Origin of the sequence: Mesorhizobium sp. CO1-1-7 (assembly GCF_020164885.1) — a bacterium.
Taxonomy (GTDB): Bacteria; Pseudomonadota; Alphaproteobacteria; order Rhizobiales; family Rhizobiaceae; genus Mesorhizobium; species Mesorhizobium australicum.
In genome coordinates, this window is record NZ_JAIUHA010000009.1 from 233950 (window position 1) to 258585 (window position 24636).

At 59.7% G+C, this 24636-nt stretch carries 24 protein-coding genes; 10 read left to right on the plus strand and 14 right to left on the minus strand.

Going from position 1 to position 24636, the window contains the following annotated elements; translation table 11 throughout:
* Positions 1-105: 105 nt before the first annotated feature.
* Entirely contained in the window at positions 106-576 is a 471-nt protein-coding gene (locus LB516_RS21155) for an OsmC family protein (RefSeq protein ID WP_140619136.1), read from the minus strand.
* A gap of 31 nt (positions 577-607) precedes the next feature.
* Positions 608-922 carry a DUF1272 domain-containing protein gene (locus LB516_RS21160; protein WP_140619134.1) on the minus strand — a complete coding sequence of 105 codons (315 nt, stop codon included), beginning with the start codon at positions 920-922 and terminating at the stop codon, positions 608-610.
* 61 nt (positions 923-983) lie between these two features.
* Here LB516_RS21160 and LB516_RS21165 point away from each other — a divergent pair, with 61 nt between their 5' ends.
* The gene (locus tag LB516_RS21165) at positions 984-1988 is read left to right on the plus strand and encodes a GlxA family transcriptional regulator (RefSeq protein ID WP_140722646.1); all 1005 of its coding nucleotides are present in this window, start codon (positions 984-986) and stop codon (positions 1986-1988) included.
* 123 nt (positions 1989-2111) lie between these two features.
* Here the strand turns inward: LB516_RS21165 and LB516_RS21170 are convergent, their stop codons facing one another.
* Positions 2112-2906, minus strand: coding sequence for a DUF2066 domain-containing protein (locus LB516_RS21170; protein WP_224720319.1), 795 nt, complete (start codon positions 2904-2906; stop codon positions 2112-2114).
* 51 nt (positions 2907-2957) lie between these two features.
* Between LB516_RS21170 and LB516_RS21175 the strand changes: the two genes are divergently transcribed.
* The 5 genes from LB516_RS21175 (at position 2958) to LB516_RS21195 (ending at position 7273) form a co-directional block, all read left to right on the plus strand.
* Entirely contained in the window at positions 2958-3599 is a 642-nt protein-coding gene (locus LB516_RS21175; protein ID WP_210242367.1) for a CGNR zinc finger domain-containing protein, read from the plus strand.
* 185 nt (positions 3600-3784) lie between these two features.
* Positions 3785-4882 (plus strand): ABC transporter substrate-binding protein, encoded by a 1098-nt coding sequence (locus tag LB516_RS21180; RefSeq protein ID WP_140722267.1) that lies wholly within the window; start codon positions 3785-3787, stop codon positions 4880-4882.
* An 830-nt stretch (positions 4883-5712) separates the two neighbouring features.
* Positions 5713-6009, plus strand: a complete 297-nt coding sequence (locus tag LB516_RS21185) for a hypothetical protein (RefSeq protein ID WP_140619126.1) — start codon at positions 5713-5715, stop codon at positions 6007-6009.
* 561 nt (positions 6010-6570) lie between these two features.
* Positions 6571-6813, plus strand: a complete 243-nt coding sequence (locus LB516_RS21190; protein WP_210241311.1) for a hypothetical protein — start codon at positions 6571-6573, stop codon at positions 6811-6813.
* 52 nt (positions 6814-6865) lie between these two features.
* Positions 6866-7273 (plus strand): low affinity iron permease family protein, encoded by a 408-nt coding sequence (locus tag LB516_RS21195; protein ID WP_140619124.1) that lies wholly within the window; start codon positions 6866-6868, stop codon positions 7271-7273.
* A gap of 132 nt (positions 7274-7405) precedes the next feature.
* Here the strand turns inward: LB516_RS21195 and LB516_RS21200 are convergent, their stop codons facing one another.
* From LB516_RS21200 to LB516_RS21230, 7 genes are all read right to left on the minus strand, one after another.
* Positions 7406-7846, minus strand: a complete 441-nt coding sequence (locus tag LB516_RS21200) for a two pore domain potassium channel family protein (RefSeq protein ID WP_181171415.1) — start codon at positions 7844-7846, stop codon at positions 7406-7408.
* 237 nt (positions 7847-8083) lie between these two features.
* Positions 8084-8395, minus strand: a complete 312-nt coding sequence (locus LB516_RS21205; RefSeq protein WP_140661330.1) for a hypothetical protein — start codon at positions 8393-8395, stop codon at positions 8084-8086.
* Positions 8396-8413: 18 nt separating this feature from the next.
* The gene (locus LB516_RS21210; RefSeq protein ID WP_318011836.1) at positions 8414-8596 is read right to left on the minus strand and encodes a DUF3606 domain-containing protein; all 183 of its coding nucleotides are present in this window, start codon (positions 8594-8596) and stop codon (positions 8414-8416) included.
* A 512-nt stretch (positions 8597-9108) separates the two neighbouring features.
* Entirely contained in the window at positions 9109-9291 is a 183-nt protein-coding gene (locus LB516_RS21215) for a hypothetical protein (protein WP_140722264.1), read from the minus strand.
* A 107-nt stretch (positions 9292-9398) separates the two neighbouring features.
* Positions 9399-9605 (minus strand): hypothetical protein, encoded by a 207-nt coding sequence (locus LB516_RS21220; protein ID WP_140722261.1) that lies wholly within the window; start codon positions 9603-9605, stop codon positions 9399-9401.
* 1371 nt (positions 9606-10976) lie between these two features.
* Positions 10977-11219, minus strand: a complete 243-nt coding sequence (locus tag LB516_RS21225) for a hypothetical protein (protein WP_140619114.1) — start codon at positions 11217-11219, stop codon at positions 10977-10979.
* Between the two features lie 1147 nt (positions 11220-12366).
* The gene (locus LB516_RS21230) at positions 12367-12534 is read right to left on the minus strand and encodes a hypothetical protein (RefSeq protein WP_181166426.1); all 168 of its coding nucleotides are present in this window, start codon (positions 12532-12534) and stop codon (positions 12367-12369) included.
* A gap of 1232 nt (positions 12535-13766) precedes the next feature.
* Between LB516_RS21230 and LB516_RS21235 the strand changes: the two genes are divergently transcribed.
* Positions 13767-13895: a Fic family protein gene (locus tag LB516_RS21235; RefSeq protein WP_224720334.1), complete on the plus strand. Its 129-nt coding sequence runs from the start codon at positions 13767-13769 to the stop codon at positions 13893-13895.
* Positions 13896-14670: 775 nt separating this feature from the next.
* On the opposite strand, the gene LB516_RS21240 is transcribed toward LB516_RS21235, so the two are convergent.
* On the minus strand, positions 14671-14835 hold the full coding sequence (locus tag LB516_RS21240) for a DUF6894 family protein (RefSeq protein ID WP_181174555.1): 165 nt from the start codon (positions 14833-14835) through the stop codon (positions 14671-14673).
* Positions 14836-16560: 1725 nt separating this feature from the next.
* Here LB516_RS21240 and LB516_RS21245 point away from each other — a divergent pair.
* Complete coding sequence (locus LB516_RS21245; protein ID WP_140722258.1) at positions 16561-17679, plus strand: alpha/beta hydrolase family esterase; 1119 nt, start codon at positions 16561-16563, stop codon at positions 17677-17679.
* 93 nt (positions 17680-17772) lie between these two features.
* Here the strand turns inward: LB516_RS21245 and LB516_RS21250 are convergent, their stop codons facing one another.
* The 3 genes from LB516_RS21250 to LB516_RS21265 all read right to left on the minus strand — a co-directional run bounded on the left by LB516_RS21250 (position 17773) and on the right by LB516_RS21265 (position 21150).
* Positions 17773-18831 carry a PAS domain-containing protein gene (locus LB516_RS21250; RefSeq protein WP_140661333.1) on the minus strand — a complete coding sequence of 353 codons (1059 nt, stop codon included), beginning with the start codon at positions 18829-18831 and terminating at the stop codon, positions 17773-17775.
* Between the two features lie 354 nt (positions 18832-19185).
* Positions 19186-19386: a hypothetical protein gene (locus tag LB516_RS21255; protein ID WP_140722255.1), complete on the minus strand. Its 201-nt coding sequence runs from the start codon at positions 19384-19386 to the stop codon at positions 19186-19188.
* Positions 19387-20295: 909 nt separating this feature from the next.
* Positions 20296-21150, minus strand: coding sequence for a hypothetical protein (locus LB516_RS21265; RefSeq protein WP_140619102.1), 855 nt, complete (start codon positions 21148-21150; stop codon positions 20296-20298).
* Between the two features lie 944 nt (positions 21151-22094).
* Here LB516_RS21265 and LB516_RS21270 point away from each other — a divergent pair.
* Together LB516_RS21270 and LB516_RS21275 are read left to right on the plus strand one after the other, a co-directional pair.
* Positions 22095-23441, plus strand: a complete 1347-nt coding sequence (locus LB516_RS21270; RefSeq protein ID WP_140661335.1) for a family 1 glycosylhydrolase — start codon at positions 22095-22097, stop codon at positions 23439-23441.
* Positions 23428-24165, plus strand: a complete 738-nt coding sequence (locus LB516_RS21275) for an SDR family NAD(P)-dependent oxidoreductase (RefSeq protein ID WP_140661336.1) — start codon at positions 23428-23430, stop codon at positions 24163-24165. The genes LB516_RS21270 and LB516_RS21275 overlap by 14 nt, the downstream gene beginning before the upstream one ends.
* Positions 24166-24636 lie beyond the last annotated feature (471 nt).

Here is a 24636-nt window from a genome sequence, read left to right on the forward strand (position 1 = left end):
ACCGGCACCATGGCGCTGGGCGGCGTTGGGCGGCCGAGCCGCCTGAACATCAATGCATTTGCAGTCGGAGGATGAGACCGCACGCTGCGGGTGCCGTTCTCTCGTTCACAATTTTCGGTAATCGGCCTCAACACGAATTGGGAAATTGACGGAACGCGCGATGTAGCAAATCTCATGAATTCGATGATGGATGGCTGCAGCCTCGTCGAGATCGATGCCGCTTTCGACCTCGATCCTGGGCCGCAATGTGGCGCCCACGAAACGCCCGGCTCCGTTTGGCTCGCTCTCGCCATGGCCCACGGGTTGATCAGTATAAGAGTGGACGACAATTCCCGCGTCACTCGCCAGATGCAGGTACCAAAGCATGTGGCAGGCCGAAACGGATGCGAGAAGGAGATCTTCGGGATTGGGTAGCGCCGGATTGCCCCCAAGCAGCGGGTCATTGGAGCACTTTATCACAGGCTTTCCAATCGTAGTTATATCCCATGTCCGGTCGTAGCCCCGATACGTTCTGGTGCCGGCGCCGCGATTGCCGGTCCATCCTATGCGGCAGGTGTAGTCGTGGAATTTAGCCATTGCTATATCTCTTCTGTGTTTGGATTTTCTCTTATCGGCCCTCCGGCGCCACGTCGTGCAGGCGCCTCGCGAGATCTGCAACCTGCTCTGCTGTCCACTTCGAGTGTGTTCGTCGGCTGCTCGCTGGATCGTGCTCAAGCCCGAGACAAGAGCCCGCGCGCCATTCACGCCTGGGCCGGATCGGCCTTGCTGAAAAATTTCCGCCGCAAGTCGGGCAAACGTCGTGCAGGACCGTCGAAACGCACTCTGCACAATAGGTGCACTCGTAGCTGCAGATTCGAGCCTCCGAACTGCCCGGGGGCAGATCGCGGTCGCACCATTCGCAATTGGGCCTGATCTCGAGCATGGACCATATCTCTTTCCTCGCCGTCTGGATCGCACAAGGTTCTCGTGGCATAAATGCCATTATGACCTCGCATTCTGCCAACGCGCACCGCGAACGACTGATCGCCTTTCTGGTATTCGATCGCACGAAGCTTCTCGATGTCACCGGCCCGCTGCAAGTTTTCAATGACGCCAAGCGAGCAAGCGGAGAACCCGCGTTTCGTACCATCCTTGTTTCGCAACGAGGCGGGCCGATCGAGACGGATGCGGGCATTGCTCTCCACACCGTCAGTTTCGATCACTGCCGTGAGCTCTCGATCGACACACTCCTGATTTCAGGTGGGGCGACGGCCTTAGAAGCCGCAAAATCCCGTCCTCTTCGGGGTTGGTTGATCAGACAAGCAAAAGACGTGCGTCGGCTTGGCTCCATTTGTCTGGGAGCGTTCATTCTGGCCGAGTGCGGCCTGTTGGATGGCCGACGCGCCACGACCCATTGGGAGCGTTGCACCGAACTTGCAGAGCGATTTCCCGCGATCGACGTCAGGCCAGATCCAATTTTCGTACGATGCGGGGCCGTCTGGACATCGGCAGGGGTAAGCGCCGGCATCGACATGGCGCTGGCGATGGTTGAGGAAGATCTCGGCCACACGACAGCCTTGGCAATCGCACGGGAGTTGGTCCTGTACCTCAAACGGCCCGGCGGACAATCGCAATTCAGCACTGCGCTTCGTCAACAAATCAGAGACCGCGTCGGCCGCTTCGACCGTCTGCATGCTTGGATCAGGCAAAATCCTGGCGCCGATCTGTCCGTCCCGGCACTGTCATCCTTCATGGCCATGAGCCCGCGGAACTTTGCCCGCGTCTACTCTAAGGAAAATGGACAGCCCCCAGGACGAGCCGTCGAGGCTCTACGCGTTGAGGCCGCACGAGACCTTCTGGAGACCAGCCGCCAATCTGTCCAGCAGATCGCACATGAGGTTGGATTCGGCGATCCTGAGACTTTGCGGCGGGCTTTCATGAGATCGCTCGGGGTTGCCCCAAGCGACTACAGGAGCCGCTTTGCGCAAGCTCCTCAGGATTGGGAGTGAACCTGACAAATGGCATAGCCACTCAGCCGGGATTCGCAGGCGAGGACGCTTCACAGCAGCAGCTGGCGGTGCGAGTTGGGCGAGTGGGCCATGCGACCTCCCGCAATGTCATGGCACCCCGCCCTAATTGGGCGGTGGCATGCGCTTGGCGGCACCTCCAATTGCGTTGCGGAAGGCAGCATCGAAATTTACGCCGGAAACCTCCCACTTTTTACCTTCTGTAACGAGTGGGAGGCGCCAAACCGCATGCCAGCCCGGCTCGTTGGTTTCCCAATCGAGGTGCCCGACCAAGATCGCGTCAGCTCCCAATCTGGATTTCAGTCTGGCCAGGCTCCCATCAGGTATTGCATCGACGTTATCCAGCGCGAGCGCCGATAGATCGGCCTCCTTCGGAAATATGATCGGTATCGCGAATCGCACCGAAGCATCTTCAAAGCTTTCGCGCAGGTCCGACCCGTGGACGCCATCGGCGGCGAGTACATAGCTACGCGCCATATCGGTAACCTCGATGACCAGCGCCAGCTTTGGGCGCGGCCCCAACCATGGTCTCTCACCCAGCAGCGCCATCGCATGGTCCATTCGCTTGCGGTCGAACTGGAACGTGAGATCGAAAGGCCGATCGCGTGTGCCCTGCTCGTCGTGAATTGGCCTGCCGAACATGCGGTCATGATAGGTGTAGGACCAAACCATGGCAGGCGCCCCGGTCGCCAGCGAAGCGAAGGCCGGATTGTGCACGATGTCGGGATTTCCGGTCAGCTTTTGCGCTGCCAGTGCGAAACCCTCAGGGATGGCAGGGACGCGCGTTTCCTCGCGATCTCCGGTGACGATCACGCTTGAGCGATAAAGGACATCGTCATTTGCGTGGGCAGTGACTGCAAACGCAAACCAGGACAAGAACGTCAACAGTGGCTTCTTCATTTGACCCGCCCTGCCCTCTTGAGTAACTGCTTATCAGGTTACATATTGACGATGATGGAATCAACAGAATTTGTCCGGACCTACCTCTCGCCGCGCGGCCCTATGCGAATGTTGGGTGGTGCGCCCGCCCTTGACCTTGCCAACACATTGCACTGGCGCGACGGAGCAGAGATCGACTGCATACCGAGCTATCAGGATCTGTTGGTCTTTTGCATTCCGGCCCTGTTGTTGTCGGAAAATGAAGGGCGGGTCCTCGAGCGTCGTGCCGTGACTTACCCACGCGTCGCCCGCGATGTGCATCTCGAGGTGCTAACGCTACGCGCCGCCCTCAAATCGTGGCTCAATGTCTGTGCGAAAAACCTCGGCCATGACGCCGCCTCAAAACGCGTTGCCCTGCGCAGCTTTCATAAAGCGATAGCGCAAGCGGGCGGCTCGGCTGGCCTTGGCGGCATCTTGAACCTCCAATCCTCGTCGGCAAACGAAAGGCTATACCTGCCGCTGCGCCGCTCAGCAGCGGCCGCTGCTATGCTGGTGCTGTTCCCCGCAGGAAAGGACATCCGGCGATGTGAGGCTGACAATTGCGGCGGGTTTTTCATCGACGACAGCCGCTCCAAACCGAGGCGCTGGTGCTCGATGGACAGTTGCGGTAACCGCGCCAAGGCGGCCCGCTACCGCTTGGCACATCGGAAGTAGCGCAGAATGGAAAGGCCGGGCCGGCAGCCAGTCCGCTCAAGACCTGCCGCATCGGACATCGAATGGGACTGTGTCGGTGGTCGCGATGGTACAGATTGTTGGAGGTAGGTCCGACTGTCTCTATCGGTCGACGCATATCCGCTGTAGCTGGGTACCCGGCGAGCGGCGGAACCAGGAGATTTTGAATGGGATCGACTGGTCCGGGCTGCGAAGAAACGACCACAATCGGGGCACTCGTCCCTTTGACTCGCCCCGGCTGGGTTGAGGCAGGCAGACATTTGCTTGCGGGCCTTCAGCTTGCTGTTAGCGAAATCAATGGCGCTGGTGGCGTCGGCGGCAAGGCGCTTGAGCTGCTCGTCCGAGACACCGCAGCCGACCCACAGAAGGCCTTCGCGGCAGTGGATGAACTGGCTCGTTTGGGCGTGGTGGCGATAGCGGGAGAGTATCACAGTGTCGTTGCTCGCGCGGCGGCTATCAGGGCCGACGAGCTCGGCCTACCCTTTCTCTGCTCGTCGGCGGTACTCGACAGGCTAACGGAAAAACCAACGAAATGGGTCGCACGTCTTGCCCCGCCGCAGTCCCGCGGCTGGCAAATATATGCCGACTTTCTCTCGCGCGCCGGCCACGATCGGATCTCAGTTGCATCGCAGCAGAGTGTCTATTGGGCATCTGGCGTTCACATTCTTCGTGATCGCCTGCAAGCAAATGGCGCGACCTTATCGGACATCAGTATGAGCTCGCTGGACCCCTCAATGTTGTGCGACCAACTTATGGATCATGGCGCAACAGTCCTTCTTCTTCTGGTAGGCCAGCCAGATCCAGCTATCTCAATCGTGAAGTCAGTTCGCAATGACGGCCGCCTGTCCACGATCAAGATCGGCGCTCCAGCTGGGCAACCGGAATTCGCTGAATGGGCCACATTGCTAGGTAAAGATAGCGCTGCGATCCCCTTCCTGCGCTACCGACCCGGACACCTCAACCCGCTAGGATCACGCGTCGAAAGGGCGCTGCGGGAGACGTTGGGCGAGGCGCCCTCCTTCGTTGCTCTGGAAGGGTATGACACGATCCTCGTCCTTGCTCAGGCAATACGGACCTGCGGCACTGACCGGAACAGCATCGCAGAGTCATGGCCGCACATAGAGGTTGCGGGCACCCGTGGCCATATCCAGTTCTTTCGCACACCAGCTACGACCGTTTGGCAGTGGACTGGCGCGCCGATCCAAATCGCCGAAAGAACACCGGGCAACCTGGCGCAATTCAGGCGTGTTGACGATCCAAGGTGAGGCGGAGTTGGCTGGCGGAGGCTCGCGGCGGCAGCAGCGCTGTCACCATTGGCCGTCCAATGCGCCTTGGAGCATTCTCCAGGCTATGGCCAACGGGCTCCGAGAAATCTGAACCTGATGAATTGTTCCATGCAGCCGCTGCCGCAGGGAGCCCGCGTCGACCTCGTGCCGGCGCGGCGCGCTGCTCTCTCCCTTGGCAAGTGATGCTTTGGCATCAGCCCTGAAAATAGTTTTGGTGTTCCCAAACGAAAGGAACATCAGCGCCTAATTGAAGTTCGGGAGCCGATTCGGATCCGACTATTGGATCCTGGAAGGATATCCAATGACCAACGATCTCTCACGCAATCAGGAACGGCGAGGTACAGCTCGGATCGTGAGCTGGGCGGTCTTCGTGATCGCCCTCGTTTTTCTAGGCCTTCTCGCCTTTTTTATATTTGCGCCCTTGTCAAACGCTTCGCGGCAAGCGACACCCCTTAAGGTTGCCCCCGAGCAAAACCAAGGCGGCAACGCACCCGCGCCCACTTCGCCTGCCGCAGGCTGATAAGAAGCGCTCGTCTCGCCGCCAGACCCGGCAAGCTGAAGCTGCAAACCGCGATTACCTCCATACCTCTTCCAGTCCCAGCATCCGCTTCGGTGGCGTGATCTTTCTCGCGCCTCAGCGCGGGTGACCTGACCGACCAAACGGTGCGTATGAATGAACGCCTGTCAGCTAGGGAGGAATGGCCCTCACCAATATTGGAACAATGCGGCACCCGGGCGTCAGGCAGGAACAAAGACACCTCTGCCTCGTTGCCTTCGTGAAGGGATTTCAGGCATACAGGAATAGCAAAATGAAGGTTTTGATCTTAAGCGCTTTGGCTCTTTCGCTTGCGGCTCCGGTGGTCGCTTCTGCTGCCGAGGCTGACGTGGTGGTTTCAACACATCACCGGCATCACCATGGCACCACCATCATATACAACGACGAAGGTGACCGTCTTCACCACCGGCATCGCGGCCAGGACGCGTTCTATGACAACGGCCATCGCTCGTGGCGCCATCGGCATCATCGCCGTGACACCGTCGTCATCACCCGCTCGGTGCACCGTCACCACCACAATCGGCCCGTCGTTATCCAGCAGGACGACTGATCGCTCTCCGGTCCGGCTCCATGCGTCCAACACGGGAACTGGATTGACCATCTAGAAATGAGATGCGCGTGCCCTTCAGCAGGCGTGTCATCGCTTGTCGAAGAGCATCTGGGAAGAGGTCCTTGAGGACCTCTTGTCCGCTGATCGAGCAAGCGTGCCCGACCAAGCAGCGCGTTGCGACCCCAACAGAGCCGAATGGTCGATTAGAGATGCCTATCGCATAGCCAATGCCTGCCAGACGAGTGTACTTAGTACACGACCGAGCTAGGTACTCGGCGGCGGCACATCCCTGGCCCGATGTGGTTAAGGTCGAGCGTACTGGCAGACCTCGCCCGCCGCCGAAGGTGTCGGGCTTTTTTTGTGCCGGAGAGCTGTTCGAACAACTTTCAAACGCATCCCGCCGCCGCTGGTCGATCTTGAGGGAAACTCGGTATAACGTCGCGCGGGCGAGCGGATTTCACGCTCACCGCCGGCCTCGTCCGATCAGCGATTGCCGATCCCTGAATGGAACCGTTTCCTGCCGCTGCGCATTGATGGTCAAGTTAAATGGAGGGTAGCGCAGTGTCCATCATCGACAGCATCACCGGCATTTTCTCCTCCAGCGAGAAGGCAGCTAAGAAGGCTCCTGCTAAGAAGGCCGACCCTAAGAACGCAACTGCAAAGAAGCGATCAAGTGCGAAGGCGAGCGCGGTCAAGAAGACCGGAGCCGCCCCCGCAATGGCAGCCCACTCAAAGAATTCCGCTTCAAAAAGCCAATCTGGTCAGCCCAAATCGGCGGCGAGTAAAAAAGCGACTGCGCAATGACGCAAAGTCTTCCGCCTCGGCGGCTTTCATTGTGATTCGGCCGTGACGCTGAATGGAAAGGTCGTTCGGAAATATTGCCAACGCCGTTGCTCGAGGAGTGGGTCGGCCTATCACATTCATCCTTTGCATTGCGTTGATAGCGGTCTGGGGTTTCTACGGACCTGTGCTCGCCTTTTCAGAAACTTGGCAGCTAATCATCAACACCTCTACGACGATCATTACCTTCCTGATGGTTTTCCTCATCCAGAATACGCAGAACCGAGATGGGGCGGCGGTACAGGCTAAGCTTGACGAGCTGGTGCGGGTGAGTACAGGCAAGAACAGCTTCATCGGGATAGATCTTCTAACCGCGACCGAGGTTGAAGAGATCAGGTCGACCTGTGAGGCCGCAGTGGCCCGCGCCCGCTCAACCGGGCAGACACGCAAAGGCGGCGAAGGCGCAAGGAAAGAACATCGCTGAACGTAAGTATGAGAAACGGCATTAAACCGCTCCTCGCCAATGGCACGAAGCAACATGCCCGCGATCGCTGCCGTAGCTTCCTTAGTCATTTCAGAAGACCTCATATCGAGACGGGCCTGGGATCTCGCGGCGCTACCTCCTCTTCCAAAAATTCTCCATGGAAAGGTAGGTGAACGAGGCCGTCCAGCTCAACAGCACCAGGCCAGTGAGCGCCTCCGATGAGGCAATCAGTCGGATCGGACCCTCGGCCCTGATATCGCCAACTCCCAGCGTCGTGTAATTGGTGACGGAGAAATACAGGAAGTCGACCCATCCATTGGAGATTTCTCCGACGATTTCGCCGAACACCCGATAGCTATGGAGGCCCCAGAAGACGAACCCGTAGAACGTAATCTCGACGGTATGTGCCGCAAGCGCTCCGAAGATTACGATCAGCAGTCGTCCTCGGCTGGGGAACCCGCCGACCTCGGCTGAACGGGCAGAGCTCGCGACCATTTTGAACGCCTCGTAGTGGACCAGAACACACGCTATCGCCAGAACGAGCGATACGAGACTCACTGCGATGACGTTCATGACCATGCACCATTCAAGGAGGCTTCGTGTTGATCGCGCGATTGAGTGCCTGTGTCACGGTCTGATTTTCTGCGATATAGAATTATTGCGTCCGGCTCGTCCAAGTCGCGAAGAAACTTCATCGACGCCCGGTCGGTGGGTTTACTGGATTCGGGGTGGTAACTTGAGGATCTGTGCGGGCTCTTTCTCCAACAGGTCATGCCCAGGCACCTCATCCCAGAAGGCTTGACGCAGGCCCTACTGATCTGGAAATGGTTGGTGCTCGTCGGCGAGTTCAGACCCGCGAATCTTGCCGGGGATCGGCCGACCAAGGCCGGAGCGGCCCTTGCCTTCCAACCGAACTGGATGCTCGTCACGTGCGGCCAAGCTGTATTCATAGACGGCGGCTTGCTCTTCATCAACCACACGGAACCAATGTTCCTGCAGTGCCCTTGGGGACACTCTTTGCCCGGCAGCCTGTTCGGCTGCTTTCATCGGATCGTCCTCCACGACGACGCGAGACGACACGACGGTGTCAACGTAGATCTCTTCCACCTGGTACTTTGCCATCTTGGCCTCAGCGAGCCTTTAGTTCTTCGCTTCGCGTTCCAGCGTTTCGGCGTCATTACCGTGTTGCTCAATCAGGTCGCGGACTTGCTGGGCCGTAATCCCCGGACTTCCAGAGAGATATCGCACCTCGTAGTCTTCTTCGACCGAGACGCGGTTCCGATCCCGAGAGTCTCTCTTTCGCTTGTCGTCTGCCATCTTCATTCCTCCACTCCTGAGGGGCAACGTGGTTCGCCTGGCTTTGTTGCACAGGCATGGCCGCTTCGTCTCGGCGGGCGAGTCCGGCGCGGGGCTGAGATGCTGAGGGGGCTGGCCTACTAGCCGTCAATGCTCGCCGTGAGCCCCTTGGCCGCAATGGCATACTTTCCCCCTAGAAAGGCTCGGGTTGTCGGTGGCGTCGACGGCGACTTCGAACGGCAGAACTTTGGTGAGCCGGTAAAAAAGGAAACAGCCCTCCCCAGGGCCATGAAGTCCCATGACCGTAGCCTAATTTGAGAGGAAGTATTCCGATAACGCACGGCAAATCGTGCCCACGCTGGCGATCGCGACCTGTCAGCCCCAACGACAGCTGGCGACCATTACGACCGCATGCCGCATCCTGCGCCGGCCGATTGCATGCGCAGGCTAGGACGCAGCAGTCTGGTGACCCGGTGAAGCCGTTGCCTCCGAAATCCCCCTTCCAAAAGAAGTGCGGGAAAAAGTTCGCTGATCTGTAGCTAGGCGCATTTCTTTAATTCGACAACCTCGACGGCGAGGCGGAACGCCTGCCCGTCCGCGTATGAGGGCGCGTACTCTTCAGATTCGAAAGTAAACGTGATGACGCTCCCATAGGCGGTCACACGCACGGTCCATTTCTTCTCGCGGATGATTTCAACGGCATGCTGCTCATGCGGAGCCATGCTCTCCTCCCAGACGTTGAGGCAGCATCTATAGCGTCGTGAAATTCATTTGAATGCAAATAATCCGACATGTGACGTGTCGAAATTCCGGAGCCGCGCCGGACCGATTAGGCTGCTATGATCTTGAGCTGTTCGAGATGCTCCATGGCCAGCTTGTGCAGCGTTTCGGCCGTCTCTTCCTGGGTCCATCCTTGGGCGATGGAGGTGGCGACAAGGGCGGCGAATGCGGTTTCCAGAGCGACCTCGCAATTGACAGGTCGGTCCGGGCTGGTCTCGGGAAGAATGGGTGGAGCAACTTCAGGGGTTTTTGTCATGCACAGCAATCCGCGCGGCTGGAAAAGGTTCCAACCGCCGGCAGAGGAGTTTGGCCCAGCCGTAGGCTGCCTAACTTGTCAAGGTGCGCGGCCGTTCTTAACGTCGCGGTAACGATAACACGGGAGCAAGCAGACCGTGAATGAACGGACAGGATCGGCGGTGGTTATGCCTGGCTCAACAGGGGACCATCTCTTGCTCGTGACCGCCTTCGCCTTGCTGATCTCCTTCTCGGCCAGCCATGCCTCGCTTTCGTGGGCAGCGCCTATTACCGCTCAATCCATATCCGACCTGAACCGGTCCAGCCACGGGTGGAAACTAAGTCCAACAAGACCCACTCCTACACCGACGACCGGATATGAGGGTCCCCGGCGTCGGCGAGCGCCCGAGCGGATCGCTGCTCCTGCGGATTTGCAACTATAAATCGCTTGCCGCGTTGATGCTCGCACAACGAGCGAAGGGACGCCTCATGTGGTTCTTTACGGCCATACTGCTGGGGTTCGTCGTGGCCATCTCGCTCGGGTGGGCTGTCGGCAGTATTGGTCGGTGAGCCACCGGGCTACTCCCTCTAAAACGGACAAAGTATCGACCCGGATTAGGAGAGAGGCACCGCCGCAAGCGGTTTGGCTGCCAGAGATCGGTTGCACGCGGGCAAAAACCTGTTACGCCCTTGGTTCGTTTGATGGTTGCGGATGTTGCTGGTTGAGCAGCGTGGAAAGGGCTGTGATGACCTGAGGCAAAGCAAACGGCTTCGTGCATGATGCTTTCTGGGACGCCCTCCGCGCCCCAGTGCGAGGCACTGTCCCCGCTTAGATATACCATCGTCGCATTGGATTGCCGCACATGCCGGGCAACTTCCCAACCCGATCGTCCATCACCCAGCCGTATGTACGAGATCAGAGCGCTGTACGAACCCGGGTCCGCATCAAAGGTCGACAGGGCTTCGCAGCGCTACTCACAAAACCTGGAAGCCAGCTTCTTCGAGAGCGTCCTGTAGGTCGAGCAGTATCATTGGCTCGTTTCAAAACGATCAGAACCGACCCATTTGCCATGATTCGCCCCGGATGGCACAACGCGCGGAAACAATTAGTTCCGTGTGATGAACGGCTGCCCGCGAGCGCAGATTTATCTGCAGTGGGAACTTCGACTGATCGCTTCTGCAGCAGTGATGCAGTCCTGTCGAGCGCACTCCCTTCAGCGGCCGCGACGGTCGGTTTGCTTGCCACCGTCCGCACCTGCGGCTGGTGTTCGTGGCCCGTGAAGTCGCAGGTTGTAAGCGACGATGGCCCTTAGGGCTAGTCGTTCGGCGAATCGCCGAGCTCTCCCAAATACCAATTCGCAGTCTGCCGAATCAACCGACATGTCGGCACTGTTCACATCCCCAAGGTTTGATCGGGCTCCAGATGAAGGAAAGCTGCGAGCGAGCGACGAGCAGCGTCGTGGGCAGGGTGTTTAGTGGCTTGGGCGAACTGCACCAATGCGTGCTCCACTCCGCTCACCGCCGTTTCCGTTAGCTGCATGTGATAAAGGACCTGGTGGGTGAGCATTGCGAGCTTGGCGTCGCGGTACAACGGGCTGTGTTTGACCCGTCCGGTATCAAAGTCTCCGATCCGCATGTTGGTTCCTCCAGCATTGTAATGACTCCGAAGCAAATCTCTGGCGTCGGCATTGGTTCCGATGGCCTCGAATCGCTTTCTGCAAGGAATTGGCGCCCGCCGACGGCTTTTGGTCGTGGCTGAACTCGGCGCCGATGGCGGTAGGTCATGCACCTCACGCGGCGATATTCGCGCAGCCGAGAGACCGCGCACAGCGCGGCTGGACGTTGGCAGGTACACAATGTCCGAAACCCTGTGGCCACTCAGCCGGTATGGACGGCGAATGTTCAGAAGCCCTGCTCTTACCGGCGCCCTCTGGCCGACAACTCGCAGGCGCTCACCCGATTTTGCGTGCCCTCGATAGGTTCCCTCCAGACGCAGAAAGCCCGCCGGCCCGAGCCAGCGGGCAGTCACACGGAGCCGCGGCACCCGGCCCGATTTGGTCTTCTGGGCATCGGTTCAATGTCCACACCGCCTGCGCTCATCTGCCGCGATCGTCCCCACACAGCCTCGCCCGATCGGTTTGCCCGTACCTGATCGTGTGACCATGGCCATGTCTCCTATCGGCGCGCGGCGGACCGGCGGGCTGCGATGGCCGGCGCGGTAAAGGCAGTGAGTTCGGTGCCTTGGCATCCACCTAGCGTTTCTTCGTCGGCTCGACATTTGCATGCAGGACGGAATGCTATCCCAGCCGATCGGCCCTCAGACGAGGCCATCTTCGCTTCGCGAGCTTTGCGCTCGGCATCGGTGACGACGCGAGTTTCCCGGTCGGTCTGTTCCTGCCTTAGCCTGTCGACCTTGCGACGACTATCGGCCCCTTCAATAGACGACGCCGCGCCCACCAGCCGCCCACCCAGCCATGGTCGTTTAGGTTTCAAACGAAGGCGCCAGACGCGATCGCAGTGGGCCCGCCTCACTGGCAAGGGAAGCGGGCCCGGCCAGGTATTGGGGACCTGACCAGCAGCACGGGTGCTGCCGCCTGTCGAACCAGCCGACGAATATCAGGTTCCCCTACGTTGCATAAAAAGCGCCGGCCTGAGCCAGCGCGCAGATCACAAGGAGGCACCGCAACAGGATAAGCGGTCCGGCTCCGGAACCTCTGGCCGGACACATCTTCCGGCAACCAGCTCGGCGGCCGAAGTGCAGTCGAATGTGCCGCGGCGAAGCATCAGGCGAAAAGCCCGCTGGCAGCGCCATGCTTCCAGGCCAGCTCGGTCGATAAGGTGATGAACGCATCACCAGTTCCAGGCATTGCTTCGCTGAACTGAATGCGGCCACCGGTCGGGATCAATGCCTGGAGAATGTCGCGGCGGTCTTTCACCAGCACGTCGCGCAAGTCGTCCCGTCGAGGTGCAGGAGGTCGAACACCACCAGATAGAGGTCGCGCCGATGTGAGACTGGTAACGGCTGATTGCAGTGCAGGTCAGGCAGGCCAGCTTCATGGATAGTGATCGCCTCGCCGTCGATGATGAAGTCTTTCGCCTCGATCGCCGCTGCTTCGCCGGCAAGCTGGATGTATCAGCCCCCTCCAATCGTAACCATTTTGGTGACTAACCGAAGCGCGTTGTCATCCAATGACCCACCCATCGAATTTTATCTCATGGATCCACTCATCGCCTTGCGGCGGGGGTGCCGACCAGTTCGGGCGCGATCGGCCTGGTGAACTTCAAACGCATCAACTCACTGACGAACTGTCCGTTCCAATAAGCTTTAGCTAAAACAGCTCCGGAACATTTAGCCTGACCGGATGTTGCAGCCCGCATGACAAAGCTATCCGACCTTGGCCCTCCGATTCCCCGCAAACTGCGTGGAGGGCAGCATATTGAAGAGCATCTTCACTTCTACAACTGCCCGTACTGCGGTCAGCGGGTCGACCAACGCGATTTGCGCCAAATCTACTGGCACGAGCGGCCTGGTCATGAGCCGCTGGAGCCCGAGCCTGAGGCGAAGGTGATCGAATTTCCAAAGCGGAAATAAGAAATCCCAGCGAGCGCATGGCCGGCGACAAAGGGATGGGCAGTTCAGCAGACGACGAACACGCCGCAATTCCGCCTACCCGCCATTGAGCTTTACTCTGGAAGACCAGCTGCATTATGCACGATGGCATCGAGCACGGTTTCATAAAATGCTGCCGGTCTCTTGCTCGATTTCGGTGCTACCGATCCCGATCGCCTTCGCATCGGGAAAAGCTTCTGAATAGCCTCTGCCACCGAGATCCCGTCTAACCTGGCCAGACCTGACAGACCTGCTCAGCCGCTTGTCCAAAAAGTTTACGGCCGCGAGTGGTCTCCGCCGCCCTCATGCGACGAACGTAAGCGAAGGTTCGCCTCCCGCCCCTTGTTTCGCAGACACGCACCCAGTTTTCTTCTTGGTGTCTCAATGTGACCGGCTGGCCGACGTGTGCTTCTGCCGCTTTGAACGGCGCCTGGGCCATGAGCACCTGCGAAGACACAACCGACTCGCCGGCCATTATCTCAACTCGATACTCCGCCACTTCGCGCCCTCGCGACTGTTACACAACCGCCATTAACTAAGTTTGAGCTAAAATAGTTCCGGAACTTTGCCGTACTGGGGCACTGGCATGTAGGTTATGTGCACCCTTACCTGGACGGCAACGGCCGTATGGCGCGGTTCCTCATGAATAAGCGGCAGCATGAATGTGAAGCCGTTTGCGGCGTTTCTGGCCGAGCAGGTTAACGAACAGGCCCGCTTCAAGAGGTCAGGCACTCGCGGCCGATGAAGGTGATCTGCCGCGTCCCGTGAACGATCTTGGCCTGCACAGCGAATTCAGGTGAACCTCGTGACGGCCTCCACCCAGAAGCCCCTTCCGAGCCGGGTTAGCGTTGCAGTGCGGACAGGAAAGTCAGGTCCTTAGCGACCAGACGATTGGACGAAACAATACGTTGCTCGCGGGATGAATTGGTCCAGCAAGTCGGATTTCAGGGAAAATGTTCCGGCCTCCTAGTGCGTTCGAATGCTTCACGAGTGCCTAAGGGAGCGCATAACCTCTTGGCCGGCGAGAGGACGCGGCCCCCCGCTAATCTCTCTGGCTGGGCTCGGCGTCTTTCAGGCAACTCTCCTTCAGGGCGCCGAGCCGACAAAACTCTGCTTGCCAAGGCCGCAGCCAATTGGGATCGATCGCCCTCGGGACATTTTAGCTTGAATGTTCGATCGGCAGTCGAAGCATCCGCAAGGTCGGCCACCACCGAACCAACCACGGGTCCAGCTGATTGGCCGGAGAAGTTCTACCGACGCACAGCGTCGCAAGCCCGCAGACAGACGAGACGCCTGCAGGCAATTTTGCACGACACCATCTTTCGGCGTCGGGGCCACAAGACAGGATGACGGTCGAACGATCAAATGCAGGTTCATGGATTAGGCGTGGGGGAGGATCGCGACGAAAACGAGTCCCGCTCCTCCTCAACCTTGAAAACGATGCTTGCTCGAACGGCCAGATCGCCGCCCTCATCTCTTACGAGAATTTGTGGTGATCACCGTCTGTAAGCGCGTCTTTGGTCATCTCCGCCAAAGCTTTGATCGCTTCATATTTGACTGCGGCAAGGTCTTGGCCTTCTCTTCCCTCATCGTCAGGGAATATCGTTCCGTTGTCGTCGAAGTCGAAATAATAGAGCGCCATCGCCGAAAGGCTCGCCGTTTGTTCCTCGCTTTCCCTGATGACCCATTACAGGGGGCAGCGTCAAATGCGCAAAGTCACGCCATGAGCGAGGCGCGCGCCAATTCACCCTCCCCAGCCTTCATCTGTTCGACCTACTTGAAAGCGGGTGCGCGGCCAAGTCAGCCCAGTCGATCGTCCTACCCTTCGCGCGCGGGTCTCTTCGGACGGCAAGATCAGCTTTGGTTCAGGGGGCCGCTATCTCACATGGGTACTCAAATCAGCCCCAGGCGCGCACCCGAATCCTGCCACAATATTGGCCCGCGCCTTCCTGAGGAGTCGCGGGCCGACCAAGATTGGGTCTTTGGTCAGCGGCGGATTCGGAGTGGGAATCGGCCGCCGTGGCTCAATTCGCCCTGCGCCGGAAAGTTCCCCAGCTGGCCTGTCACGATCATGGCCCGAGAGGTCGTGCCCACACGACTGACAGGCGTGCAGATTTGCTCAGAACGCGCCTCCACGGGCTCCCGCGGGGGGTGTCCTCAACGCGGAGAGAACTGCGGCGGATGGGCGGGTTAGCCAGAGCCGCAAAAAAGCCCGCTGGCTGTAAGCCAGACGGGCAGTTCACATGGGAAGGACTGCCCGGGAGCAGGCAGGCCGGCACCCGAACCTTGGTCTCAAGCAATGTTCCAGCCCGCCAGGCCGGGCGGGACCCGCCAGGCAACTCTGCAGTCGGCCGACGGGGCCAACGATGACTGGCGGAGCAGGTCCACCGTAGAAACAGAAATGATCCGCATGCGACGTCGTCGGGAAAGCCCGCCCGAGCCAACGGCAGGTCACATGGAGGACCGCGGCGAGTAATAGTGAGAGATACCAACCTGATACCGGCCACACGCGTCCGAAGTGGAGAGCGGCCGGTCAAGGGCCCACCTGTTGCGGTCCCGCTCTCACCGGTGCGGGCGATCCTCCGCGATAACGTTGTAGAGAACACAGCACGCCAACAAGGAGACGACACCGCCGAGGAGATCATTCCCCGTCAGACCAGAAAAATAGACGAATTCAAACGCTGACACGGCGTCCTCTCAATTGGAAAACTCCACCGAGGTAGAACCGTCAGCAAGCTCTGATGTTCCGCTCCCGTGTGGCACTTCTGGACGTCCTTGACGCCGGGACGGCATGCCCCGTGTCAACCGTTTTGGCCTTGCTCCGACCGAAGCCGGAACCATCGCCGGCGCGGCGAAATCGTGTTGGTCACCGTCGGACGGCGAGCCTTTCTCGGCGCAGTGTCCAGGCGCGATGATGGTCCCGCTAAGGCAAGTTCGCCGGACTTGTGGAAAGGGGATGACGCTGCACGGCTTGCGAAAGGCGCTAGGCGTTTATCTCGCCAAGGCAGAAGCCCTCCACAGGCAGCTTCTCACGTGCTGAGGCAGGACGATATTGACGACGCGGAACTCTATCGTGGCGAAGCGTCGTGGGGATCCAGTTGTGCACCTGATGAGCAGCAAGCCGCCACTTGGCGGGCTTGTGCTCTGTCAGCCACACAAAGAGGATGTCAGTGTGTGAAAGTCGAGAGCGGCCAGTCCGTTTTCCACCCATGCTGCTCGATCGGAGGGCTCTCTGCACCGGCGATGCAAAGCCAATCCCATGCGGAATCGATTGCTTGCAGGCAATTTATGCTGCACTGCAGCAACCAATCTGGAGACGCGGCGTTCCGTTGTTCGATCCGCTCTGGATCGACGAAAGGATACCGACATGAGAAGTCTCGCCGATACCGTTGCACGCTTGGCTGCTCGGCGAAAACAGATCGACGGCGTCTTGAACGGTTCCGAAAAAGACCGGTTTTCCGAACTTCAGGCGTTCGGGTCAAATCCCGGAAACCTGCGAGGCTGGACATACCGCCCCAAGGATCTTGCGGCGAAGGCCTCTCTGGTGGTTGTCCTCCATGGCTGTACGCAGTCCGCTGCATCCTATGACCGCGGCGCCGGCTGGTCGAGGACGGCGGATCGCAATGGTTTTGCCGTCCTCTTTCCAGAACAGCAGCGCAGCAACAATCCCAATCTTTGTTTCAACTGGTTTGTCCCCGACGACACCCGACGGGGCTCCGGCGAGGCGCTTTCGATCCGCCAAATGATAGAGGCCGTGGTCACCGCTCACGACATCGACCGCACCAGGATCTTTATCACCGGACTTTCCGCCGGCGGGGCAATGGCCGCCGCCATGTTGGCGACTTACCCGGAAGTCTTCGCCGGCGGGGCCATCATAGCCGGTCTACCCTACGGCAGCGCCACTAGCCTGCCGCAGGCTTTCGACCGCATGCGAGGGCACGGCGGCCCCACTGCGAAGCAGTTGGCGACGACCGTCCAGCAAGATTCCGGTCATGACGGACCATGGCCGAAACTCTCCGTCTGGCACGGAAGCGCCGACACAACAGTCAGTCCGGTCAACTCCGAGCAGCTCGTCGGGCAGTGGCTTGCATTGCGCGGCCAAAGTAGAGTGCAACCCGAGACGCAGGTGCATCAGAGCTATCGCCGCGATGTCTGGAAGAACGCTGCCAATGAGGAAGTCATCGAATCGTACCTGATCGCAGGCATGGCGCACGGGACCGCCGTGGACTCCGCGGACGGATTGAGTCACGGCGGATCCTTTATGATCGATACCGGCATATCGTCCACTTCGCTTATCTCCCGGTTCTGGGGATTTGAAGAAGCGGGCTCTCAGGTCCCATCGCCTGATGTGCGTTTACCGGCAAAATCTGTTGGGCACTCCCCTTTGGTGGTCGCACATCCACCCTTCGAACCGCGCAGCGGTCTGGCGGCTGGGCCCGGTCCGCTTATCGAAAGCGCCCTTCGCGCTGCCGGCTTGATGAAATAGTTCATGGCTAGATTTTTTGATGAACCTTCGTCTAGCGGGGGTCGGCCTGCGACGCCGCTATGGAAAAATGGGAGTGCCAGATGAACGAGCGTCTCAGATACCCTTGGCTGTCGAAACGGCAGCTGCTCCCGGGATGCTTATGCTGATTTTCAAACCGTCCGCTGCCCACTCCCGTAGGATCTCACCCTGAAGCTGCTTCTGGACAATTGCATTGACCATGGTCGTTCCGAAGCCGGGCGCCCCTGGCCGAGATTCAGCTTTACGTCTCCCGCTTTCTTCCCACCGCAGGTTAAAGCCGCCATGATGGCCCGTCCCATGCCAGCTGACCTGCAACCGCCCCGTACCCTGGGCGAGGGTCCCATGGGTGGCGGCGTTGACGATCAATTCATGGGCGACGAGAGCCAGTGGTTGAACGACCACCGCCGGGATCAGTACTTCAGGACCGCTCATTGCCGTCCTGCCAGACGCAAACTGGGCGACCTGCCTGGAGACGATTTCGTCCAGCGGCACATCGCGCCAGCCGCGCTCGGCCAATAAAGCGTGTGCGACTGCCAGAGCCTGGATCCGTCGTTGAACGGCCGCGGCATAGAGCGATGCATTGTCCGCCTTGCTCAGCCGAACGATACCATCGACAACCGCTAGAACGTTCTTTGCGCGATGGTCGACCTCCATAAGGAGGCGGTGCTCCGCCGCTTCCAGGCTCTGGATCATGCGATGTTTCGTAACGTCGATCTGCGACGCGAAGTAGTAAAGGAGCGCGCCTTCATCGTCCTTGATAGGGCTCAGATGGAGCTGGTTCCAGAATGGCGATCCGTCCTTGCGGAAGTTCAGTATCTCTACATTGGTCTCGCGTTCACGCTCTATCGCCGCTCGAATTTCAGCAACGGCCGCGGGTGATGTTCCCTCCCCTTGCAGGAAGCGGCAATTTCGACCCAAGACTTCATCGGATGTATAACCGGTCAGATCCAGGAAAGCTCTGTTGGCGAGCACGATAGGATTGTCAGGCTGCCGAGCATCGGTGATGACTATGGGCATGCGCGTGCGTTCGAACGCCGCCGACGCCAACTCCTTGCGATCCGCCCATGCAGTGGTGGCTGCTGCGGCCGGCGCGTCGCCATGGAGGGCTGACGGTGATTTAGCGTTGTCAGGCACTCTTTGCTCACTCGATAGAGGTCAGCGATAACGTCCGACTTCCTACAAGGTTTCCAATGTGATGTTTCGAACCGGACTGGTAGAAGGAGTAAAGCCGCGTAATCCGTTCTTCGAATTACTTGAGGCGAGCAACCGGGGTGCCGCAGCTGAAATGTGCAACCTACCGGGCAGACCAAACATCGCCGGCGTGTATCAGGAGGATACCTATGTTGTTCGACAGCTTGACCGATAGCCTCGATCGATGGCGAACCGATGAAAAGGTCGCCACAAAGGCGGAGCCGCAAACTGCGAACAGATGAGCGCCAAAGCGCATTACAGCCGTCAGAGCAGGACGCTCATCAGGGCGTCCCGACTTTAATCAATGGGCCATTCCGTACGCCACTTTCCATCGACGCCTTGAACCAATACCTCTGCATCGTAGCCAGTGGCCGAGGCACTGCTGGCTGCCTTGACAGCCGCACGGACGGCCTCCGAATGCGCTGAATAGCGATAGTCCTTGCCGTCAAAACCGGACCAGCCATTGATCACCGGTCCTTGAAATGAAGTACCTGACATGCGCCATGGGCCGCCCCCCGATGCGTCGCATAGAAATCACGATGTCCACTGGCTGTGCAACAAGCATCACGAGATGACGGCATATTGCCCGGCCAGCCAAACGGTGCGACGTTCGAACGGGGTCAAACGAGTTCTCATTTTATCGCTGTGACCCTGCCGGCCCTGTCCAGTCGACAGTCGACCTCGGCCTGCCGAACTTCGACGCCCCCTTGCCTTGCATACTCTATTTGCACCTTGATTGGTGCCGTGAATGCACCTCCACCTCGACGCAACAACCCTGCGCTTAACGCCCGCACGCGGACAGCGCCAAGCAGCGTGGCCGCGGATGTGATTGCGGAGCGGCAGGCCTGCACAACAGCAGCCGGTATACCGGGCTTCGCTCTGAGGGGTCTCTGAGGCCTGATTGGATAGCCGTCGGTGAAGCCGCCGTCAGTAGATACGGAAGGCTTAAGAATTGGTGGCAAGGCAATCGATTGCTTACCACTCCCGGCGGACGCAGCGGCGGTGGGCCCAGCCGTTCCTTTGGGTGTGGTGGCTGGACTGCCACTGCCGGTAGGCGACCCGTCGTAGGCCGCCGGATCATCGCCCGTACCAATACTGGTCGAAACGCCTGCGCCTGGGTCGCCGACATTGCCGCTGGCACCAACGCCAACGCCAACTGATCCCTTGCCCGCGCCAACCGAAGCTCCGACATGTGATCCCCCTGCATCGCCGACGCTCGCTCCCACCCCGACCGATGCGCCTTGCGAACCGGCGTTTACTCCGGCGCCGACTCCGATTCCGCCGACGCTGGCGCCTACCCCTTTGTCGAGAGCGCAGGCAGGTCCGATTCCAATCCCGATCATCAGGGCGGCGGCGACGTACTGTTTCATTGCTATGTTGACCTCGGCATACATTCGGCTCCACGGTTCACTGGCGCGGGTCGAGCCCTTTCGGTGGTCGGGTCGGCAGCAATGCGAGGGGAAGAGAGAGCGGGCCCAAGACAGCAGCCTGTTTCTGTTTTTCTCGCGAGCCCGGTTTGCGCCTCCATTCGACACCTGATCTGGGTGGTGCACGTGCAACCACACCTGCCGGCTTATGGATCATTCGCGAGCGCGCTGCAGCCGCAGGCCGGTTCCTGGTTGCGAGGTCGTCGATTGCCTCGCGCGCGGCACTCAGGCTCAGGGCCAGACCGGTCGCCCGTTCACGTTCTTCGTCCAGCGCCGCGCTTAACCCTACCGAGGTCCGGTTTGAAGCGTCACGTTCCTTGCGAACGACGTCGAGATCACGGGCAGCTGAATCGGCTCGTTTGCGTTCCAGTTCGAGCGCTTCTCCAGCTTGCCGTAGGCCTGCTTCGGCCGCCTCACGGTTCTTATTGGCGTTGGCCAGCTCGACGGCGGCGGCATTTGCGGCTGTCTTGAGGGCCTCGATGGTTCGGTGAGCCGTTGTGAGCTCTTGTCCCAAGAGCTCAACCTTGTGCCGTTGGTCGTCAAGAGCTTGCGTCACAGCAGTCTCGGGGAGGTGGTTGGAGCGTTGGGTTGCAGCGGCGGCGGCGGGCTTCTCACCGCCCCAGAGAGTGGCTTCGGCCCTGAAGCTTTCGATGGCGCGCTGCGCCGTCTGCAGATCGAGCGAAAGGGCTTCGTCCTTTTGCTGCTGCTCTTTTAGAGCTTGTGCTTGCTTGGCTAGCTCGGCTCGTGCGGCATCCAATTCGCGTCGTAACATCTCCTGATTTTCGCCGGGCAGCGTTTGCGCCTCTGTGTCGGGTGCCTGTGCTTGGCCGGCCACCAGCTCTCCAGGTGCGTGGGATCCGAACGCTCGCGCCGGTGTCTCGTCGGGCTCTTTGGCGACATCAACGTGTTCTGCAAATGCCTCCGACGAGCTGTCGCTGGCTGGGGGAGCCGCTGACGCGTCAGGCGCCCGCTGACTGTGTGCCGCAGATGCGAACAGCAAAACCAGGCATAGCGCAGAGAGGGTGAAAATGGCCCGGCCTGGACTTCCGCGCGTTGCGTGCGGCAAAAGCGAAGTCCATCGCCCAATCAAGCTGAACGCACCGAGGGGGGAAATCGCTCTCGTGCTCTGCCCATGACGCATCGCTGAACCTCAAGACCGCGGCCCTCACCGCATTGTATTTCCACCTGTTGAACATCCGCGCAGCCGAGCAAAAGCGCGAAGCCAGCGAAACATCAGCGCGCGCCAAAGCATCAGTTCGAACCTAACTGCTGGTTCCTTAGCTGCCATCATTCGAACGAACGGGAGATTCGTTCTTTAAGTGCGTGCCTTGCTTGGCTTCCCGCCTTGGCTCCAGCCCATTCCTTTGGCTGCTCCACTGTCGTGCAAAAAGGAGGGAGGCTGCCCTTGTGCCGAACCGGCGGGCTACGGCAAGGGTGTTTCGCGCCACCGCCATAGCCGCCACCAGGACACCGTCGTCGTGACGAACGCGTTCCGCCAGTGGCCATCAGAGCACGCAGGCGGCAACAGTTATCCGCATCGTGTGGCCATCTCTTCGCTTGGGGGTTCCAGGACGAAATCACCTTCGGCGAAAATCCCCTCACTCGGCCACGTCAAGAAACTGAACACGCAGAACGCGGCATACCCGGCGAGACCCGCCACGCCATCCCGGTATTGGTCGCGTATCGCCAAGAAGCGCGATGACCTGCCGCCTGACCGGAACTGCGCTGCAACCTGGACGTTGGGAAATGGCTGCAGCTTGGCTGGCTCAGGACCCTTTCATGTTCAATTTCGTCTTTGCCACCGGCATTGAAAACAGCGCTCCCACGATTAGTGGAGGTCGGGAGCGTGTCGACGAAATGGAGAAATGTCGCTTCTACCAGCAATGGCGCACCGACTTCGAACTGCTCCAGGATCTGGGTCTTCGCTTCCTCCGCTACGGGCCTCCAATTCACAAGACTTGGCTGGGCGACGGACACTACGACTGGACCTTCGCCGATGAGACCTTCTCTGACCTGAAGGCTAAGGATATTCTTCCGATCGTCGACCTCTGCCATTTCGGCGTTCCGGACTGGGTGGGCAATTTCCAGAATCCGGATTTTCCGCGGCTATTTGAATGTTACGCGCGCGACTTCGCAACCCGCTTTCCTTGGATCCAGCTCTACACACCCGTCAATGAGATGTTCATCTGCGCCACCTTTTCAGCGCGCTGGGGTTGGTGGAACGAGCAACTGAGCACCGATGCCGCGTTCGTCACCGCTCTCAAGCATATCGTGAAGGGCAACGTGGTGGCGATGCGGGCGATCCTGCAAGTGAGGCCCGACGCTATTTTCATTCAAAGTGAATCCTCGGAATACTTCCACGCCGACTCCCCCGAGGCCATCGGCAAGGCGGAGCGCTTCAATAGCCAGCGTTTCCTATCGCTCGACCTCAATTACGGGCATGACGTCGACGCCCGTACGTATCGCTACCTGCTCGAAAACGGGATGACCGCGCAGGAGTACAGCTTCTTTCTGGAAAACCATTTGCGCAGGCATTGCGTGATGGGCACTGACTATTACCAGACCAACGAGCACCGGGTTTGGGCGGACGGAACCACGTCGGCTTCCGGCGAGGTGTTTGGCTATGACGAAATTACGCGCCAGTATTTCAACCGTTACCGCCTGCCTGTCATGCATACAGAGACAAACATTCGCGAAGGCCCGAACGGGGACGAGGCCGTTTACTGGTTGTGGAAGGAGTGGGCCAACGTGCTTAGGATCCGCAACGACGGCATACCGATCGTCGGATTCACCTGGTACTCGCTGACGGATCAGGTGGACTGGGACAGCGCCCTGCGCGAGAACAACGGAACGGTCAATGCGGTCGGCCTCTATGACTTGGACCGTAATCCCAGGGCGGTGGGAACCGCATATAAAGCGCTCATCGCCAACTGGAACAAGCTGCTCGCCACCCAAAGTGTGTGCCTGGCTTTGCCCGTCTTTTTGCCGTCCGAGCAGGACGACCCAAGCGTTCGCGCACAGCAGGACTATGCGCGGGGCCTTTTGCATGTGGACCGGATCGCTGAAGCGGGGGCCGAACCGCTCGAACCCTCCAAGGACAAGGTGAAACCCGATGCGCCTGGCTGACAAGAGTGCAATTGTGACCGGCGCTGCAAGCGGCATCGGGCTGGCCATCGCGACCCGCTTGGGCACCGAAGGCGCCCGCGTTGTCATAGCCGACCTAGTTGGAGCCAATGCGCAGGCGGCCGCACAGGCAGTCCGAAAAGCCGGCGCACCGGACACCGCCGTGTCGGCTGGCGACGTTTCAGACGAGGTTGCAGTCGCACAGTGCTGTCGACTGGCGCTGGCGCGATTCGGCAGGTTGGACATTATCGTCAACAACGCCGGCCTGATAATGTTCAAGCCTCTCGAGGCGTTCACCAGCGCGGACTGGCTGAAGGTGCTGAGTGTGGACCTGCTGGGGGCAGTCCATTTCACGCGTGAGGCATTCGCGCACATGACCAATGGCGGGTCGATCGTGAACATCTCAAGCGTGCACGCGCTTGAAACGACGCCGCATGTTGCCCCTTACGCAGCGGCGAAAGCCGCGCTGCTGTCGCTCACCCGGTCGACCGCGATCGAAGGCCGGGCGCGTGGCATACGCGCCAATGCTATCCTGCCAGGGGCCATCGACACACCGATGCTTTGGGAAAATCCGAACATCAAGTCCGGCGTCGAAACCATTAGCCCGGAAGATGTCGGCAAGCCCGAGCAGATTGCCGCGGCCGCCGCTTTCCTGGCTTCAGACGACGCCGCCTTTGTGAACGGCGCGGCGCTCAACGTGGATGGCGGCCGGTTGGCGCGGCTCTAGACGTGCACGCGGTATTGCTGCGGCACTGCGAAGCCAGGTCTCGCATGGATCACCCGCACCGGCGTGGACGGCGCGCGCGTGGGCAGGGAACAATCCTGGGCCCGGGGGCTCGAAGACAATCACATTGTCACGGCTGGAGAAAGGCTCGCATCAAGCTGGGCAGCCCAGATTGCATCCCTCAGCGCTCCGGCAGGAGCATCTCCGGACAGCGGCAGCGATGCGGACCAATGCCACGAAGGAGATCACGAGAGGCGCGATGGGCGGCATGAATGCGGACGAGCGGTCTCCAGCGGTCGGCCTACCAGGAGCCGAGCCTCGTCGGCCAACCAGCTCGCCGGCCGTCAGTCCATTCGATTGCCGTTGAGGTCGCCGCCACTGGCCGCCGCCTTGTTCCGCAATATTTGGAGAATCGGAGGTGCACAAGGATGGGACGGCGATGGCCGAGGAATGCTGCGTTTGTCCCGAGCGGCC

Excerpts from the sequence above, each read along its gene's own strand:
- LB516_RS21245 (WP_140722258.1), top strand. The coding sequence starts at position 16,561 with ATGAGAAGTCTCGCCGATACCGTTGCACGCTTGGCTGCTCGGCGAAAA.
- LB516_RS21195 (WP_140619124.1), top strand. The coding sequence starts at position 6,866 with ATGGAAAGGTCGTTCGGAAATATTGCCAACGCCGTTGCTCGAGGAGTG.
- LB516_RS21185 (WP_140619126.1), top strand. The coding sequence starts at position 5,713 with ATGAAGGTTTTGATCTTAAGCGCTTTGGCTCTTTCGCTTGCGGCTCCG.
- LB516_RS21255 (WP_140722255.1), bottom strand. The coding sequence starts at position 19,386 with ATGTCAGGTACTTCATTTCAAGGACCGGTGATCAATGGCTGGTCCGGT.
- LB516_RS21165 (WP_140722646.1), top strand. The coding sequence starts at position 984 with ATGACCTCGCATTCTGCCAACGCGCACCGCGAACGACTGATCGCCTTT.
- LB516_RS21180 (WP_140722267.1), top strand. The coding sequence starts at position 3,785 with ATGGGATCGACTGGTCCGGGCTGCGAAGAAACGACCACAATCGGGGCA.
- LB516_RS21160 (WP_140619134.1), bottom strand. The coding sequence starts at position 922 with ATGCTCGAGATCAGGCCCAATTGCGAATGGTGCGACCGCGATCTGCCC.
- LB516_RS21240 (WP_181174555.1), bottom strand. The coding sequence starts at position 14,835 with ATGGCGCTCTATTATTTCGACTTCGACGACAACGGAACGATATTCCCT.
- LB516_RS21205 (WP_140661330.1), bottom strand. The coding sequence starts at position 8,395 with ATGGCAAAGTACCAGGTGGAAGAGATCTACGTTGACACCGTCGTGTCG.
- LB516_RS21210 (WP_318011836.1), bottom strand. The coding sequence starts at position 8,596 with ATGAAGATGGCAGACGACAAGCGAAAGAGAGACTCTCGGGATCGGAAC.
- LB516_RS21275 (WP_140661336.1), top strand. The coding sequence starts at position 23,428 with ATGCGCCTGGCTGACAAGAGTGCAATTGTGACCGGCGCTGCAAGCGGC.
- LB516_RS21200 (WP_181171415.1), bottom strand. The coding sequence starts at position 7,846 with ATGAACGTCATCGCAGTGAGTCTCGTATCGCTCGTTCTGGCGATAGCG.
- LB516_RS21270 (WP_140661335.1), top strand. The coding sequence starts at position 22,095 with ATGTTCAATTTCGTCTTTGCCACCGGCATTGAAAACAGCGCTCCCACG.
- LB516_RS21225 (WP_140619114.1), bottom strand. The coding sequence starts at position 11,219 with ATGCGGATCGGAGACTTTGATACCGGACGGGTCAAACACAGCCCGTTG.
- LB516_RS21220 (WP_140722261.1), bottom strand. The coding sequence starts at position 9,605 with ATGACAAAAACCCCTGAAGTTGCTCCACCCATTCTTCCCGAGACCAGC.
- LB516_RS21170 (WP_224720319.1), bottom strand. The coding sequence starts at position 2,906 with ATGAAGAAGCCACTGTTGACGTTCTTGTCCTGGTTTGCGTTTGCAGTC.
- LB516_RS21155 (WP_140619136.1), bottom strand. The coding sequence starts at position 576 with ATGGCTAAATTCCACGACTACACCTGCCGCATAGGATGGACCGGCAAT.
- LB516_RS21175 (WP_210242367.1), top strand. The coding sequence starts at position 2,958 with ATGATGGAATCAACAGAATTTGTCCGGACCTACCTCTCGCCGCGCGGC.
- LB516_RS21215 (WP_140722264.1), bottom strand. The coding sequence starts at position 9,291 with ATGGCTCCGCATGAGCAGCATGCCGTTGAAATCATCCGCGAGAAGAAA.